The sequence below is a fragment of the Dietzia sp. DQ11-44 genome (genome assembly GCF_014145205.1).
GTDB classification, from domain to species: Bacteria; Actinomycetota; Actinomycetes; order Mycobacteriales; family Mycobacteriaceae; genus Dietzia; species Dietzia natronolimnaea.
In genome coordinates, this window is record NZ_JAALEC010000604.1 from 1 (window position 1) to 12,049 (window position 12,049).

A 12,049-nucleotide genomic window follows, 5' to 3' on the forward strand; every position below is an offset into this window, starting at 1 on the left:
GCTGGCGAAGTCGGCCATCATGTACATCCCCATGCCGGAGCTGGTGGTGAGGAACAGCAGGACGCAGCCGAGCACCCAGGCCACGGTCCGGCCCACCGGCCACGAGTCGCCGCGACGGCGCAGGGTGATCAGGCCCCACACGTACAGGCTCAGCAGGACGACCGCGGCCAGGCCCAGCACCAGGTCGAAGCGCCACAGCCCGAGCACGGTGCCGAAGGAGAACGGACCGGGGAGCTCGAAGCCCAGCAGCGCCTCCTGGCGGGTGGGGACGTAGAGCGGCGCCGGCGGCGGGGTGCGGCCGAGCGAGACCGACAGCCCGATCGTGCCCGCCATCACCACGGCCTCGACCAGCCCGATCCGCAGCAGGGTCCCGCGGTCGACGGGGGCGTTGGCCGATCTGGACTCGATCTTCGCGATGATCCGGCGGCGCATCGCCAGCCCGAACATCGCGAGCAGGACCAGCAGCAGCGCCTTGGCCAGCACGAGCAGCCCGTAGGTCGACGAGAAGAGGTCGCCGGGGTGCAGCCGCACGAGCGCGTTGATGATTCCGGAGAACCCGAGCGCGACGATCGCGATGGTGGCCACCACCGAGTAGCGGCGCAGCGCCAGTGCCACGCGGGAGCCGCCCCGCATGGTGTGGGCGAGCACCGCGACCAGCCCACCCACGTAGAACGCCGCGGCGAACAGGTGGATGATCAACGAGTTGGTGGCGATGTCGTGCGCCGTGCTCCCGGAGGCGTGTCCCGTGGCCGCCACCGGCAGCAGCGAGAGGACCGACACGCCCAGCCAGATCACAGACCAACGCCAACTCAGGGTGAGCCGTTGACCGATCCCGGCCACCAGTGCGATCACCGCCGCCCACCGCCAGGACGAGGCCACGTCGATTTGGCTGATCGCCACGATCCACTGGTCCGGCGGCAGCGACTCCCAGAGGGTGCGGCCGGAGACGTCCGACAGGGTCAGCGGGATGAGCAGTGCCGCGGCCACCGCCCAGGCGATGTTGGCCCACGAGGAGATCCGCTGCGAGCGGTAGCCGTCCACGTCGAGGGTCTTGTCCTTCTGGGGCGGTGTGAAGAACGCCGCGAACAGGGCCGTCCCCACCGCCACCGCCGCGAGCAACTCTCCCATCGCGCGGACCGCCGGGAGCCCGGCAGTGGTGAGAACGCCCGGGTCCGGGACGCCCACCAGCGCGAGCGCCACCTCGGTGGACATGCCCGAGAGCGGGATCACCACCGCCGCGGACACCACCGCGAGCAGGATCACCACGGGCACCACGCTGCGGGTCCTGAGCGGTCCGGCGGTGGTGGGTGTCGACTTGGACGACGTCATGGCCACCATCGTATTAACCCGATCGCCCCCGGGCCGATTCGCGGCTGCTGCGCACACCCCCGGATCGGCTACCATTCTTCCGGCGACGCCGGACGCGAGCGTCGCAGGCCTCCGTAGCTCAGTGGATAGAGCATCCGGTTTCTACCCGGCTGGTCAGGGGTTCGAATCCTCTCGGGGGCGCACAGCCCAAAGCATGTGTCCGGCACGGCGACCGGCTTCCGTCCGGTTCGCCCGCCGCGTGGTCACTCCTGATCACGTTCTCCCAGGTGGGGTGTTCCGAAATCCCTCCGATGTGACCACTCGCTGAGAGGGCACGTCGTTCGCGGCCGCCGACGGGCCTCCCATCACGGAATCGGCCGGTGATACGTTTCATGTTCGGCCCGATTGTCGCAATCGGCGCCGATGACACGGGGTGCCCCTACCGAACGGGGCTGAGATCACACCCGCTGAACCTGAACTCGTTCACACGAGCGGAGGGATGTCACATGCGCTGGTGCACGCTGTGGTGAGCCGTCCGGGAACCACGGCGGTATCGCTCGAGGACCTGGGACACACCTATCCGGGCGCGCGCCGCGCGGTGCTCGCGGACCTCACCCTCTCCGTTCCGGTGGGCGAACACATCGCCGTCGTCGGGCGCAGCGGATGTGGCAAGTCGACGCTGCTGTCGCTGATCGCCGGCCTCACCGAGCCGACGACGGGGTCCGCCCTCGTCCTCGACGCGAGTCAGCCCGCACGACGCCTGGAGTCCTGCGCGTTGATGCCCCAGGGCGACAGCCTGTTGCCCTGGCTGACCCTGCTCGACAACGTCGCGATCAGTCTCCGTAACCAACGGGTGGGCCGGCGCGCGGCCCGCGCCGAGGCCCAGCGCCTGCTGGACCGCCTGGGTCTGGGCGTCTGGTCCGGTGCCCATCCCGCGGCTCTCAGCGCGGGGATGCGCCAGCGCGCCGCACTCGCGCGCGCGTTGTTGGCGCGCAAACCCGTGCTGCTGGCCGACGAGCCGCTCGGCGCGCTCGACGCGATCACCCGCGCCGACGTCCAACAGTGGCTGCGCGAGACCCTCACCGGGACCTCGGCCACGCTCGTCATGGTCACCCACGACGTCGATGAGGCGCTGCTCCTCGCCGAACGTGTGGTCCTGCTGGCACGGTACGAGGCCGACGCCCCGGCGCGTGTGGTCTCCACCTGGCCGGGATGGTTCGGCGACGACCGCCCCCGCGAGGTCCTCCTCGGCGACGAGGCGTTCGCCGCAGCCCGCCGGGAAGTACTCCAGGCACTGGCCCGGGAATCGCACCTGGCCGAAGGTGGAACCGCCCGATGACCGTGCGATTCCTCCGGTCCGCTGCTCCCGCCTGCGTCACGGTCCTGCTGGTGCTCGCCGCCTGGATCACGGTCACCGCGCTCGAGCTCGTGCCGGACTACGTGATCCCCGCGCCCCTCGCCGTGCTCGACTCGCTCGTGAGCACCTGGCCCGACCGGCTCGGTTCCGCCACGCTGCTCACCGCCACCGAGACCCTCATCGGGGTGGTCCTCGGGGTGGTCGTCGCGCTGGTCGTGGTGATCATCAGCGCCTTCGTGCCCACCATCGGGCAGGCCATGACCCCCCTGCTGGTCGCCTCCCAGGCCATCCCGGTCATCGTGATCGGCCCACTGCTGACGATCTCCCTCGGCTATGGCATGGCACCGAAGGTCATCGTCGTCGCCCTGTTGTGCTTCTTCCCCGTCGCGCTCAACCTTCTCTCCGGTGTCCGCTCGGTCGACACCAGGTTGATCGACACGCTGCGGAGCCTGCACGCCACCAGGTGGTCGCTCTTCTGGCGGGTGCGTCTGCCCTACGCCGCCCCACGCGGTTTCGCGGGACTGCGCGTCTCGGTCACCTTCGCCCCGGTCGCCGCGGTCTTCGCCGAGTACACGGGCTCGACCAACGGCCTGGGCTACCTCATGCTCCAGGCCATCCCCCGGCTCCAGACCGATTTCGTCTTTGCCCAGGTGGTCGTGCTGACGATCATGTCCAGCGTCCTGCTGGCCAGCGTGACCATCCTCGAACGCCTCATCTGCCCTTGGAACACTCCCACCGGGGAAAGGAACCCATCATGACTCACCCACGACCCACGAAGACCCCACGCCAGGCCCGCACGCGGCCCGGGGTGCGCATGCTCGCGATCGCGGCCGCTGCCGCGGTGGCTCTGACCGGCTGTCAGGCGGCCTCGGACGACGCCGAGCCGGACACGACCGCCGCCGCCGCACCGGTCAGCGTCCTGCTCGACTGGAGCCCTAATCCCGACCATGTGGCCCTGTACACCGCGCAGCAGACCGGCGCCTACGACGACGCCGGCGTCGACGTGACGTTCATGACGCCCGCCAACACGGCCGACGCCGCGCGGGAGGTGTCCCTGGGACGTGCGGACCTGGCCATCTCGTATGAGCCCGACACCCTCATCGCCGCGGAGCAGGGCCTCGACGTGGTCTCGGTCGCCGCCCTGATACCCACGTCGCTGACCTCGCTGATCGCCAGGACGGAGTCCGGGATCACCACCGCAGCCGACCTGGAGGGCAAGACCGTGGGGCTGTCGGGTCTGGCCTCCCAGCAGCCGACCCTCGACTTCATCGCCCGGGAGGCCGGGATCGACCCGGGCTCGATTTCCGCCCCCAACGTGCAGCAGAGCCTCAATCAGGCGCTCCTGACCGACCAGGTGGACGCGATCTTCGGGGCCTTCCGCAACATCGAGGGCGTCGAGCTGACCGCTCAGGGCGACTTCGTGGTGATGCCGGCCACGGAACTCGGGGTCCCGGACTACGCGGAACTGGTGATCATCGCCAACCCGAGCCGCCTCGCCGACGACGCCGATTACGCCGAGCGCGTGCGGGCCTTCCTCGCCGGGACCGCGGCCGGTCAGGCCACGGCTCTGGACGACCGCCGGGCCGCCATCGACTCCCTCACCCCCGAGACCGAGGGTTCCTACGACCCGGACGTGCTCGAGCTGATGATCGACGCCACCCTCGAGCTGCTGCCCGAGGACGGTTTCGGCCAGCAGTCCGCCGAGGACTGGGCGGCATACGCGAGGTGGATGTACCAGAACGGACTGCTGGAGACCGAGATCGACGGCGCCACCGCCACGACCAACGACTACCTGCCCGGAGCCGACGGCTAGAACCCCTCCCCGCGGCAGGTCTCGCGGGAGGTTGGGCGGGAGATTCCGCGGCAGATCCCGCGGAAGGCCCCGCCAGAAGTCCCGCCAGAAGTCCCGCCATCGATAAGAGCGTTTCGCACACATCGGTCGAGTACAAGTGTGCGAAACGCTCTTATCGATGGCCCCGGCGGCGGAACCGGGCCGCCTCAGCTCGGGGAGGCCTCCCGCAGCCGCGCGAGCAGCGGCTCGGCCGCCTCCTCGAGGAACCGGTCCAGGGTCTCATCGCCGATCTGGATCAGCGCGACGTCGGTGTACCCGGCCTCCCAGTAGGGCCGCACCTTCTCGACGATCGCGTCCAGGTCGGGCCCGCACGCCAGCTGCTCGGCCACGTCCTCGGGCCGGACGAACTTGGTGGCGGCGGCGAACCCGGCGGTGGTGGGCAGGTCGGCGTTGGCGGCCCAGCCTCCGGCGAACCAGCGGAACTGGTCGTGCGCGCGCTCGACGGCCGCCTTCTCCGAGTCGGGGTCCCAGCTGATGGGGATCTGGGCGATCGCGCGGGCGCCGTCGCCGATCCGCTTCTGCCCCTCGAGCGCGTTCCAGCCCTCGATGTGGGCGGGTTCCGGCTCGGTGGCGATGAGATGGTCGGCGAGCGGCCCGAGCCGGGCCACGGCCTTCTCCCCGCCGGCGGCCACGCCGATCGGCACCCGCGTGTCGGGCAGGTCCCACAGGCGGGCCGAGTCCACGCGGAAGTGCTCGCCGGAGTAGGTCACCAGGCCGCCGTCGAACAGCTCGCCGATGATCTCCAGCGCCTCCACCGTCATCTCGTGGCGCTCGTCGATCGAGGGCCACCGCTGCCCCACCACGTGCTCGTTGAGGTTCTCCCCCGCGCCGATGCCCAGCATGAACCGGCCGTCGGACATGATCTGCACGGTCGCGGCCTTCTGTGCCACCACCGCGGGGTGGTAGCGCAGGATCGGGCAGGTCACGTACGTGCACAGGTCCACCCGCTCGGTCACGTGCGCCACGGCGCCCAGGACGCTCCACACGTACGGCGCGTGGCCCTGCGAGGACAACCACGGGAAGTAGTGGTCCGAGGCCACCTCGAAGTCGAATCCCGCCTGCTCGGCCTTGGCCGCGTAGCGCACGAGTTCTTTGGGGCCGGACTGTTCGGTCATGAGGGTGTATCCGAAACGTGTCATGGATCCGAGGGTGCGCCGGGCACGGCCCTGTCGCCACCGGTTGCCTCCCGCACGGGGGCCGGGCACGGTCGGACGCATGACCACCTCACCGCGCGCCCTGCTGCTCGACGTCGACGGCACCCTGGTCGACTCCACCTACGTCCACGTGTGGACCTGGCACCGGGCCCTGGCCGAGGCGGGCGCGCCGGTGCCCTTCGTTGAGGTGCACCACCGGATCGGCAAGGACGGATCCACGTTGGTGGGCGAGCTGTTGGACATCGCGGGGGTCGACGACGACGAGGACCGCGATCGCGTGGCGGGCCGGGCCAAAGATCTGCATTCGGAGTACTACGCCGATGCCGGGGACTCGCTCCGCCTCCTGCCGGGTGCCCGCGAGCTCGTGCGCGGCGCCAAGGAGCAGGGGTGGGTCACCGTGCTCGCCACCTCGGCCCCGCCGTCGGAGTTCGCCGAGGCGCGCGAACTGCTCGACGTGGACGACGCGGTGGATGCCGTGACGACCGGCGAGGACGTCGACACCGCCAAGCCCGACCCCACCATCGTGGCGATCGCCCTCGAGCGCTCCGGCGTCGACGCCGCGGACGCGGTCATGGTGGGCGACGCGACCTGGGACGCCGTCGCCGCCACCAAGCTCGGCATCCGCTCGGTGGCCGTGCGCACGGGCGGGATCGGCGACGCCGAGCTCCGAGAGGCGGGCTTTTCGGACATCGTCGACGACGCCGCCGGAGTGCTGGACCTGCTGTCCTCCGGCAGGCTCTAATCTGCCGGGGAAATCTGCCGGGGCGGGAAGGGCGGAAAGGGCGCGAACGCGGGACGACGAGGAGCGGGTCACCGCGCGGCGCGACCCGGGGTCAGGCGGAGCCCGCCCACGTGATCGACGCCTCGGAGCGGGTCGGGGTCTTGACGGGCAGCAGCAGGAGCAGGCCCACGAGCAGGACCAGGGCGATCCCGGCGATTCCCGCGCGGTCGGTGCCGAACCCCCACGTGAACAGGCCGAACAGCGCCGGGGCGAGGAACGAGACCGCACGCCCGGTGGTGGCGTAGAGCCCGAACATCTGGCCGTCGCTGCCCGGCGGCGCCAGGCGGGCCAGGAACGAGCGCGACGCCGACTGGGCCGGGCCCACGAACAGGCACATGAGCAGGCCGAAGAGCCAGAACATGGCGGTGCCGTCGACGAACAGCAGGACGGTCATCGTGCCGAGCATGGCCGCGAGAGAGCCGATGATCACCGCCTTGGGCCCCACGAGGTCGTCCACGACTCCAGCGACCGCCGCCCCCAGGGCCGCCACCACGTTGGCCGCCACCCCGAAGATCAGCACATCCCCCGGCGCGAGCCCGTACACGGTGACCGCCAGGATCGCCCCGAAGGTGAACACCCCCGCCAGCCCGTCGCGGAAGATCGCGCTGGCCACGAGGAACTTCACGGTCCGCGGGTCCCGGCGCCACAGGGCCTTGAGGTCCCGCCAGAGGATGCGGTACGACTCGACGAAGCCCACCTCGTCGTCGTCGCCCTTCTTCCCTCGGGGCCGGTTCTCCGGCACCGACCGCAGCACCGGCAGCGCGAACACCGCGAACCACACCGCCGCGACCAGGCACACCAGCCGCACGTTGAGGCCACCGTCGGTGGGGATGCCCAGCAGTCCCCGCTCGTCGCCGTCCCCGGAGATGAAGCCCAGGAACGCGGCGAGCAGCAGGAAGATCCCGCCGAAGTAGCCCATCGCCCACCCGAACCCGGAGACCCGCCCCACGGTGGCCGGGGTGGAGACCTGCCGGAGCATCGCGAAGTAGGACACCTCGGCGAACTCGAACGTGATGGACCCCAGTGCGAGCAGCAGAAGTCCGACGAAGAACCACGGGTAGGGCGCGTCGGAGTCGACGAGGAACATCAGCGCGGTCAGCGCGACCGTGAGGTAGGTCCAGATGGCCAATGACCGCCGGCGACGGCCGCCCCGGTCCGAGCGCTGGCCCATCACCGGGGCGGTCAGCGCGATCACCAGGCCGGCCAGCGCGATCGAGATCGACAGCCAGGTGGCGGCCGAGAACGGACCGTCGAGGTCCGCCCCCACCGAGTCGGTGAGGTAGACGGAGAATACGAAGGTGACGATCACCGCGTTGAACGCCGCCGACCCCCAGTCCCACATCGCCCACGAGAAGACCTGGCCGCGGGTGGCGGGGCGGAGATCGGGTGACAACGACGACGACGAGGCGGCGGTCTCTGGAGGGGGCGGTGTCCCGGTGCTGCTCACGCCCTAGAACCTAGTGCCCAGCGGTTCGTCTGAGGCCTCGAAAGGGCCGGTGGCGGGTCCATTTCCGCTGGTATGGTCGGTGCACATTCGGTGAATGCGAGGTAGCTGTGGCGTGGTCGGCGTGGTTGGCCCTGACCGGCGCGTTGCCCGCTGTGGCGGTTCCCACCGCACTGCGACCGCTCGTCGTGACCGACTCCCCCGTTCACCACCCTCGCCGGTACGCTCACCCTCGGCCCTGACCACCTGACCCGAGGACGCATGATGCCGCTTCCCCTGCCCACCGCGACGAATCGTGCTGTCGTCACCGGCGCCTCCTCCGGGATCGGCATGGCGCTGGCCGCCGAGTTGGCCCGCCGCGGCCACTCCCTGATCGTGGTGGCGCGGCGCGGCGAGGTGCTGCAGGAACTCAAGGAGCGGTTGGAGAGCCAGTTCCGGGTGACGGTCGAGGTGCGGGCCTGCGACCTGTCCGATCCGGCCGAGCGGGCACCGCTGCTGGCGGAGCTGGCGGGCCGCGAGATCTCGATCCTGTGCAACAACGCCGGCATCGCTTCATTCGGGCCGGTCGCCGCGCTCGACCCCCACTACGAGAAGAGCCAGGTGCAGGTCAACGCCGTGGCCTGCCACGACCTCGTGCTGGCGGTTCTGCCCGGGATGGTCGAGCGCGGTTCGGGCGCGATCCTCAACGTGGGTTCGGCGGCAGGCAACATGCCCATCCCCAACAACGCCACCTATGCGGCCACCAAGGCGTTCCTCAACACCTTCTCCGAGTCGCTGCGCGGGGAGCTCAAGGGCTCCGGGGTCAACGTCACGCTGCTCGCGCCCGGACCGGTGCGCACCGAGGAGATCGCCGAGGAGGACAAGACGTTCGTCGACCGCCTGGTCCCCGACCGCTTCTGGGTGGACACCACGTACACCGCCCGGATCTCGCTGGACGCGCTCGCCCGGAACAAGATGCGCGTGGTCCCGGGACCCCTGGGCCAGGCGATGTCAGTGGCGGGCAACTACACCCCGCGCGGGGTCATGGCCCCGATCGTGGGACGGTTCTACGCCAAACTCGGCGAGGGACAGGCGGAGGGCTGATCCTCCGGGTCCGTTCGGGCGGTCGCTCGGCGATATAGTCGAGCGATGCCAGAGTCGAACCCCGGTCCCACCCCTGTCGCGTCGTCGAGCCCGACGCCCCACAAGGAGTCCAAGAACGACCGGATCGTGTGGATCGACTGCGAGATGACCGGCCTCGACACCGCGAACGACGCACTGGTGGAGATCGCGGCCCTGGTCACCGACTCCGAACTCAACGTCCTGGGCGACGGCGTGGACATCGTCATCCACGCCTCGGACGCCAAGCTGGCCGCGATGCTCCCGGTGGTGCGGGACATGCACTCCTCGTCGGGCCTGACCGAGGAGATCCGCGCCTCCGCAGTGACGGTGGCGGAGGCCGAGAAAGAGGTCCTCGACTACATCCGCGCCTGGGTCCCGGTCAGCGGGACCGCTCCCCTGGCCGGCAACTCGATCGGCACCGACCGCGGGTTCCTCGCCCGGGACATGCCCGAGCTCAACTCCTACCTGCACTACCGGATGATCGACGTGAGCTCGATCAAGGAGCTGTGCCGCCGCTGGTATCCGCGCATCTACTTCGGCCAGCCCGAGAAGGGCATGTCCCACCGCGCCCTGGCGGACATCAAGGAGTCGATCCGCGAACTGAAGTACTACCGCGCCACGGCGTTCGTCCCGCAACCGGGTCCGACCACCGACGAGGTGCGCGCCGCGGCCGGCGCCCTGCCCCCCGTGGATTGAGCGTCCGGCCTCCCGTGCGCGGGCCCGGACGGCGTCGACACCTGCCGATTTCCTGACCGGGACCCAGACCGGGTAGCATCGTCAACGCTGTTCGCGAGAGCGGCGATGGTGGCTGTAGTTCAGTTGGTAGAGCACCAGGTTGTGATCCTGGCTGTCGCGGGTTCGAGTCCCGTCAGCCACCCCGGATGAACGAGGTCCGAACTATCGACCAAGGGACCACCCTTGGACGGGGTTCGGGCCTCGTTCTCATTTGTCCCCTCCCATCTCCTCACCGAAACCGGCAGGAACCTCCCCGCTGGTGATTACGCTCGGATTCACGCCCACACCGATGCCGAGGAGTCCCGATGAGCGAGCCCGACTTCACAGGCCTGCGGGCGATGTTCGTCAACTGCACTCTCACGCGCAGCCCCGGGCTCAGCCACACCCAGGGACTCATCGACGCGAGCGCCTCGATCATGCGCAAGCACGGGGTCGAGGTGGAGATCCTCCGCGCGATCGACCACCCGATCGCCACGGGCGTCTACCCGGACATGCGCGAGCACGGGTGGGACGTGGACGCCTGGCCGGAGATCTACCCGCGGATTCTCGAGGCCGACATCCTCGTGTTGGCCGGGCCCATCTGGCTGGGCGACAACTCCAGCGTGATGAAGAAGGTCATCGAGCGTCTCTACGCACTGTCCGGGATGCTCAACGACAAGGGTCAGCACCTCTATTACGGCCGGGTCGGCGGGTGCCTGATCACCGGCAACGAGGACGGTCTCAAGCACTGCGCGATGAACATCCTCTACAGCCTGCAACACCTCGGCTACACGATCCCGCCCAACGCCGATGCGGGTTGGATCGGCGAGGTAGGCCCCGGGCCGTCATACCTGGATCCCGGCAGCGGTGGGCCGGAGAACGACTTCACCAACCGCAACACGACCTTCCTGACCTGGAACCTGATGCACCTGGCCCGGCTGCTCAAGGCGGCCGGCGGCATCCCCGGCGAGGGCAACCAGCGCTCCGCCTGGGACTCCGGGGCCCGCTTCGGCTGGGAGAACCCCGAGTACCGATCCTGAGCGAGGAGGGTTCCATGACCGACGAACTCTCGCGGGAGCGATTCGCGAGCCAGGACCACCCGGCGAACCCGGGCGGGCCACCGACACCTTCCCTCATCATCTTCGACGTCAACGAGACCCTCTCGGACATGTCGCCGATGGCCCGGCGGTTCGAGGACGTCGGCGCGCCGGCTCACCTGGCGTCGTGCTGGTTCGCAGGGCTCCTCCGGGACGGCTTCGCCCTCACGGTCGTCTCGGCGAGCGACTCGTTCGCCCACCTCGCCGCGGAGTCCCTACGGATCAGCCTTCACGGCACGCCGCTCGATCGCGACCCGGACGAGGCCGTCCAGCACATCATGAGCGGGTTCTCGGTCCTCCCCGTGCACTCAGACGTACCGGATGGAGTGCACGCACTGACGGACCTCGGGATCCGCTTGGTGACTCTGAGCAACGGCTCGGCGGCGATAGCCGAGGGCCTCCTCGACCGCGCATCGATACGCGAGCACTTCGAGGCACTTCTCTCGGTGGAGGACGCCGGCGCCTGGAAACCGACCGGCAGGGCATACGCGCACGCTCTCGCCCGGTGCGACGTCGACCCCAGGGACGCGATGCTCGTCGCCGTTCACCCCTGGGACATCGACGGCGCCGCTCGGGCGGGACTCGGGACCGCCTGGATCACCAGGGACGGCGCGCCCTACCCGGGATACTTCAGGTCGCCGGACGTCACGGCATCGTCCCTCTCAGATCTGGCCGACCAGCTGCGTCGCTGAAACCTCCCACTAACAGCGGCGGTGACGGATCCGATCAGTTCAGCGACGCCATACGCTTGTAGTGCGCTCGCCGCAGAGGCAACGGAAGTTCGTCCACGGTGAGATCGGAGGTCTCGAGCCACCGGATCAGTCCGTTCACATCCGGGGTGGTCCGGACGGGTCCGACTATCACCACACCGCCCCGGGGCTCGCGGGTGACGCGATCGCACCGTTGTACCAGGACGACAGGTCCGTCCGCCTCGGGCTCACCCGCGGCGCCGCACCTGCCGCCGAGCAGGCAGGTGGCGCGCGCCAGCACGCCGTGAGCCGATCGACCCACCGCCCGGCTCAGGGCGGAGACCAGGGCGGACTCCTTCTCACCTCCGCAGGTGCCGCAGTACGCCACCGTGAAAGCGTTCCTTCCTCCCCCACCCGGGTCCGGGGAAGGCGGGTTCTCCGGGGTCTGGAACCTCGACATCGTCTACTCCTCTCAGTCGTGCCTGTCGTCTGCCGGGCGCGGAGACTTTCCCGGACCTGGACAGTGGCCGTGCTCACGGGGTTCATGGCGGA

The 12,049-nt window shown here is 69.9% G+C and carries 12 protein-coding genes, 2 tRNA genes and 1 riboswitch; of the genes, 10 read left to right on the plus strand and 4 right to left on the minus strand.

What is annotated here, in order from left to right:
* The coding region (locus tag G6018_RS14135; RefSeq protein ID WP_182639951.1) for a CopD family protein at positions 1-1,329 on the minus strand (1,329 nt) is incomplete at its 3' end.
* 107 nt (positions 1,330-1,436) lie between these two features.
* On the opposite strand from G6018_RS14135, the gene G6018_RS14140 reads away from it, so the two are divergent.
* From G6018_RS14140 to G6018_RS14155, 4 genes are all read left to right on the plus strand, one after another.
* A tRNA-Arg gene (locus G6018_RS14140) sits at positions 1,437-1,509 on the plus strand.
* A gap of 218 nt (positions 1,510-1,727) precedes the next feature.
* Positions 1,728-1,825, plus strand: a riboswitch (TPP riboswitch).
* Between the two features lie 9 nt (positions 1,826-1,834).
* The gene (locus G6018_RS14145; RefSeq protein WP_347237873.1) at positions 1,835-2,647 is read left to right on the plus strand and encodes an ATP-binding cassette domain-containing protein; all 813 of its coding nucleotides are present in this window, start codon (positions 1,835-1,837) and stop codon (positions 2,645-2,647) included.
* A complete protein-coding gene (locus tag G6018_RS14150) occupies positions 2,644-3,423 on the plus strand; it encodes an ABC transporter permease (protein ID WP_182639953.1) in 780 nt (259 codons plus the stop codon). The genes G6018_RS14145 and G6018_RS14150 overlap by 4 nt, the downstream gene beginning before the upstream one ends.
* The gene (locus G6018_RS14155) at positions 3,420-4,478 is read left to right on the plus strand and encodes an ABC transporter substrate-binding protein (RefSeq protein WP_182639954.1); all 1,059 of its coding nucleotides are present in this window, start codon (positions 3,420-3,422) and stop codon (positions 4,476-4,478) included. Before G6018_RS14150 ends, G6018_RS14155 begins: the two co-directional genes overlap by 4 nt.
* A 185-nt stretch (positions 4,479-4,663) precedes the next feature.
* Here the strand turns inward: G6018_RS14155 and G6018_RS14160 are convergent, their stop codons facing one another.
* Entirely contained in the window at positions 4,664-5,656 is a 993-nt protein-coding gene (locus G6018_RS14160) for a TIGR03557 family F420-dependent LLM class oxidoreductase (RefSeq protein ID WP_182639955.1), read from the minus strand.
* 76 nt (positions 5,657-5,732) lie between these two features.
* On the opposite strand from G6018_RS14160, the gene G6018_RS14165 reads away from it, so the two are divergent.
* Positions 5,733-6,413 carry an HAD family hydrolase gene (locus G6018_RS14165; RefSeq protein ID WP_182639956.1) on the plus strand — a complete coding sequence of 227 codons (681 nt, stop codon included), beginning with the start codon at positions 5,733-5,735 and terminating at the stop codon, positions 6,411-6,413.
* 91 nt (positions 6,414-6,504) lie between these two features.
* Here the strand turns inward: G6018_RS14165 and G6018_RS14170 are convergent, their stop codons facing one another.
* On the minus strand, positions 6,505-7,794 hold the full coding sequence (locus G6018_RS14170; protein ID WP_182639959.1) for an MFS transporter: 1,290 nt from the start codon (positions 7,792-7,794) through the stop codon (positions 6,505-6,507).
* A gap of 366 nt (positions 7,795-8,160) precedes the next feature.
* On the opposite strand from G6018_RS14170, the gene cmrA reads away from it, so the two are divergent.
* The 5 genes from cmrA (at position 8,161) to G6018_RS14195 (ending at position 11,500) form a co-directional block, all read left to right on the plus strand.
* Complete coding sequence (gene cmrA, locus G6018_RS14175) at positions 8,161-8,979, plus strand: mycolate reductase (protein WP_182639960.1); 819 nt, start codon at positions 8,161-8,163, stop codon at positions 8,977-8,979.
* A gap of 45 nt (positions 8,980-9,024) precedes the next feature.
* Positions 9,025-9,693 (plus strand): oligoribonuclease, encoded by a 669-nt coding sequence (orn, locus tag G6018_RS14180; protein WP_182615299.1) that lies wholly within the window; start codon positions 9,025-9,027, stop codon positions 9,691-9,693.
* Positions 9,694-9,801: 108 nt separating this feature from the next.
* Positions 9,802-9,874, plus strand: a tRNA-His gene (locus tag G6018_RS14185).
* Positions 9,875-10,037: 163 nt separating this feature from the next.
* The gene (locus G6018_RS14190) at positions 10,038-10,751 is read left to right on the plus strand and encodes a flavodoxin family protein (RefSeq protein WP_182639957.1); all 714 of its coding nucleotides are present in this window, start codon (positions 10,038-10,040) and stop codon (positions 10,749-10,751) included.
* 14 nt (positions 10,752-10,765) lie between these two features.
* Positions 10,766-11,500: a haloacid dehalogenase type II gene (locus G6018_RS14195; protein ID WP_182639958.1), complete on the plus strand. Its 735-nt coding sequence runs from the start codon at positions 10,766-10,768 to the stop codon at positions 11,498-11,500.
* 34 nt (positions 11,501-11,534) lie between these two features.
* On the opposite strand, the gene G6018_RS17155 is transcribed toward G6018_RS14195, so the two are convergent.
* The gene (locus G6018_RS17155) at positions 11,535-11,957 is read right to left on the minus strand and encodes a hypothetical protein (RefSeq protein WP_206682360.1); all 423 of its coding nucleotides are present in this window, start codon (positions 11,955-11,957) and stop codon (positions 11,535-11,537) included.
* Between the last annotated feature and the right edge of the window lie 92 nt (positions 11,958-12,049).

Coding starts and splice junctions, on each gene's coding strand:
- orn (WP_182615299.1), top strand. CDS start 9,025: ATGCCAGAGTCGAACCCCGGTCCCACCCCTGTCGCGTCGTCGAGCCCG.
- G6018_RS14165 (WP_182639956.1), top strand. CDS start 5,733: ATGACCACCTCACCGCGCGCCCTGCTGCTCGACGTCGACGGCACCCTG.
- G6018_RS14160 (WP_182639955.1), bottom strand. CDS start 5,656: ATGACACGTTTCGGATACACCCTCATGACCGAACAGTCCGGCCCCAAA.
- cmrA (WP_182639960.1), top strand. CDS start 8,161: ATGCCGCTTCCCCTGCCCACCGCGACGAATCGTGCTGTCGTCACCGGC.
- G6018_RS14170 (WP_182639959.1), bottom strand. CDS start 7,794: ATGTGGGACTGGGGGTCGGCGGCGTTCAACGCGGTGATCGTCACCTTC.
- G6018_RS14150 (WP_182639953.1), top strand. CDS start 2,644: ATGACCGTGCGATTCCTCCGGTCCGCTGCTCCCGCCTGCGTCACGGTC.
- G6018_RS14190 (WP_182639957.1), top strand. CDS start 10,038: ATGAGCGAGCCCGACTTCACAGGCCTGCGGGCGATGTTCGTCAACTGC.
- G6018_RS17155 (WP_206682360.1), bottom strand. CDS start 11,957: ATGTCGAGGTTCCAGACCCCGGAGAACCCGCCTTCCCCGGACCCGGGT.
- G6018_RS14155 (WP_182639954.1), top strand. CDS start 3,420: ATGACTCACCCACGACCCACGAAGACCCCACGCCAGGCCCGCACGCGG.
- G6018_RS14195 (WP_182639958.1), top strand. CDS start 10,766: ATGACCGACGAACTCTCGCGGGAGCGATTCGCGAGCCAGGACCACCCG.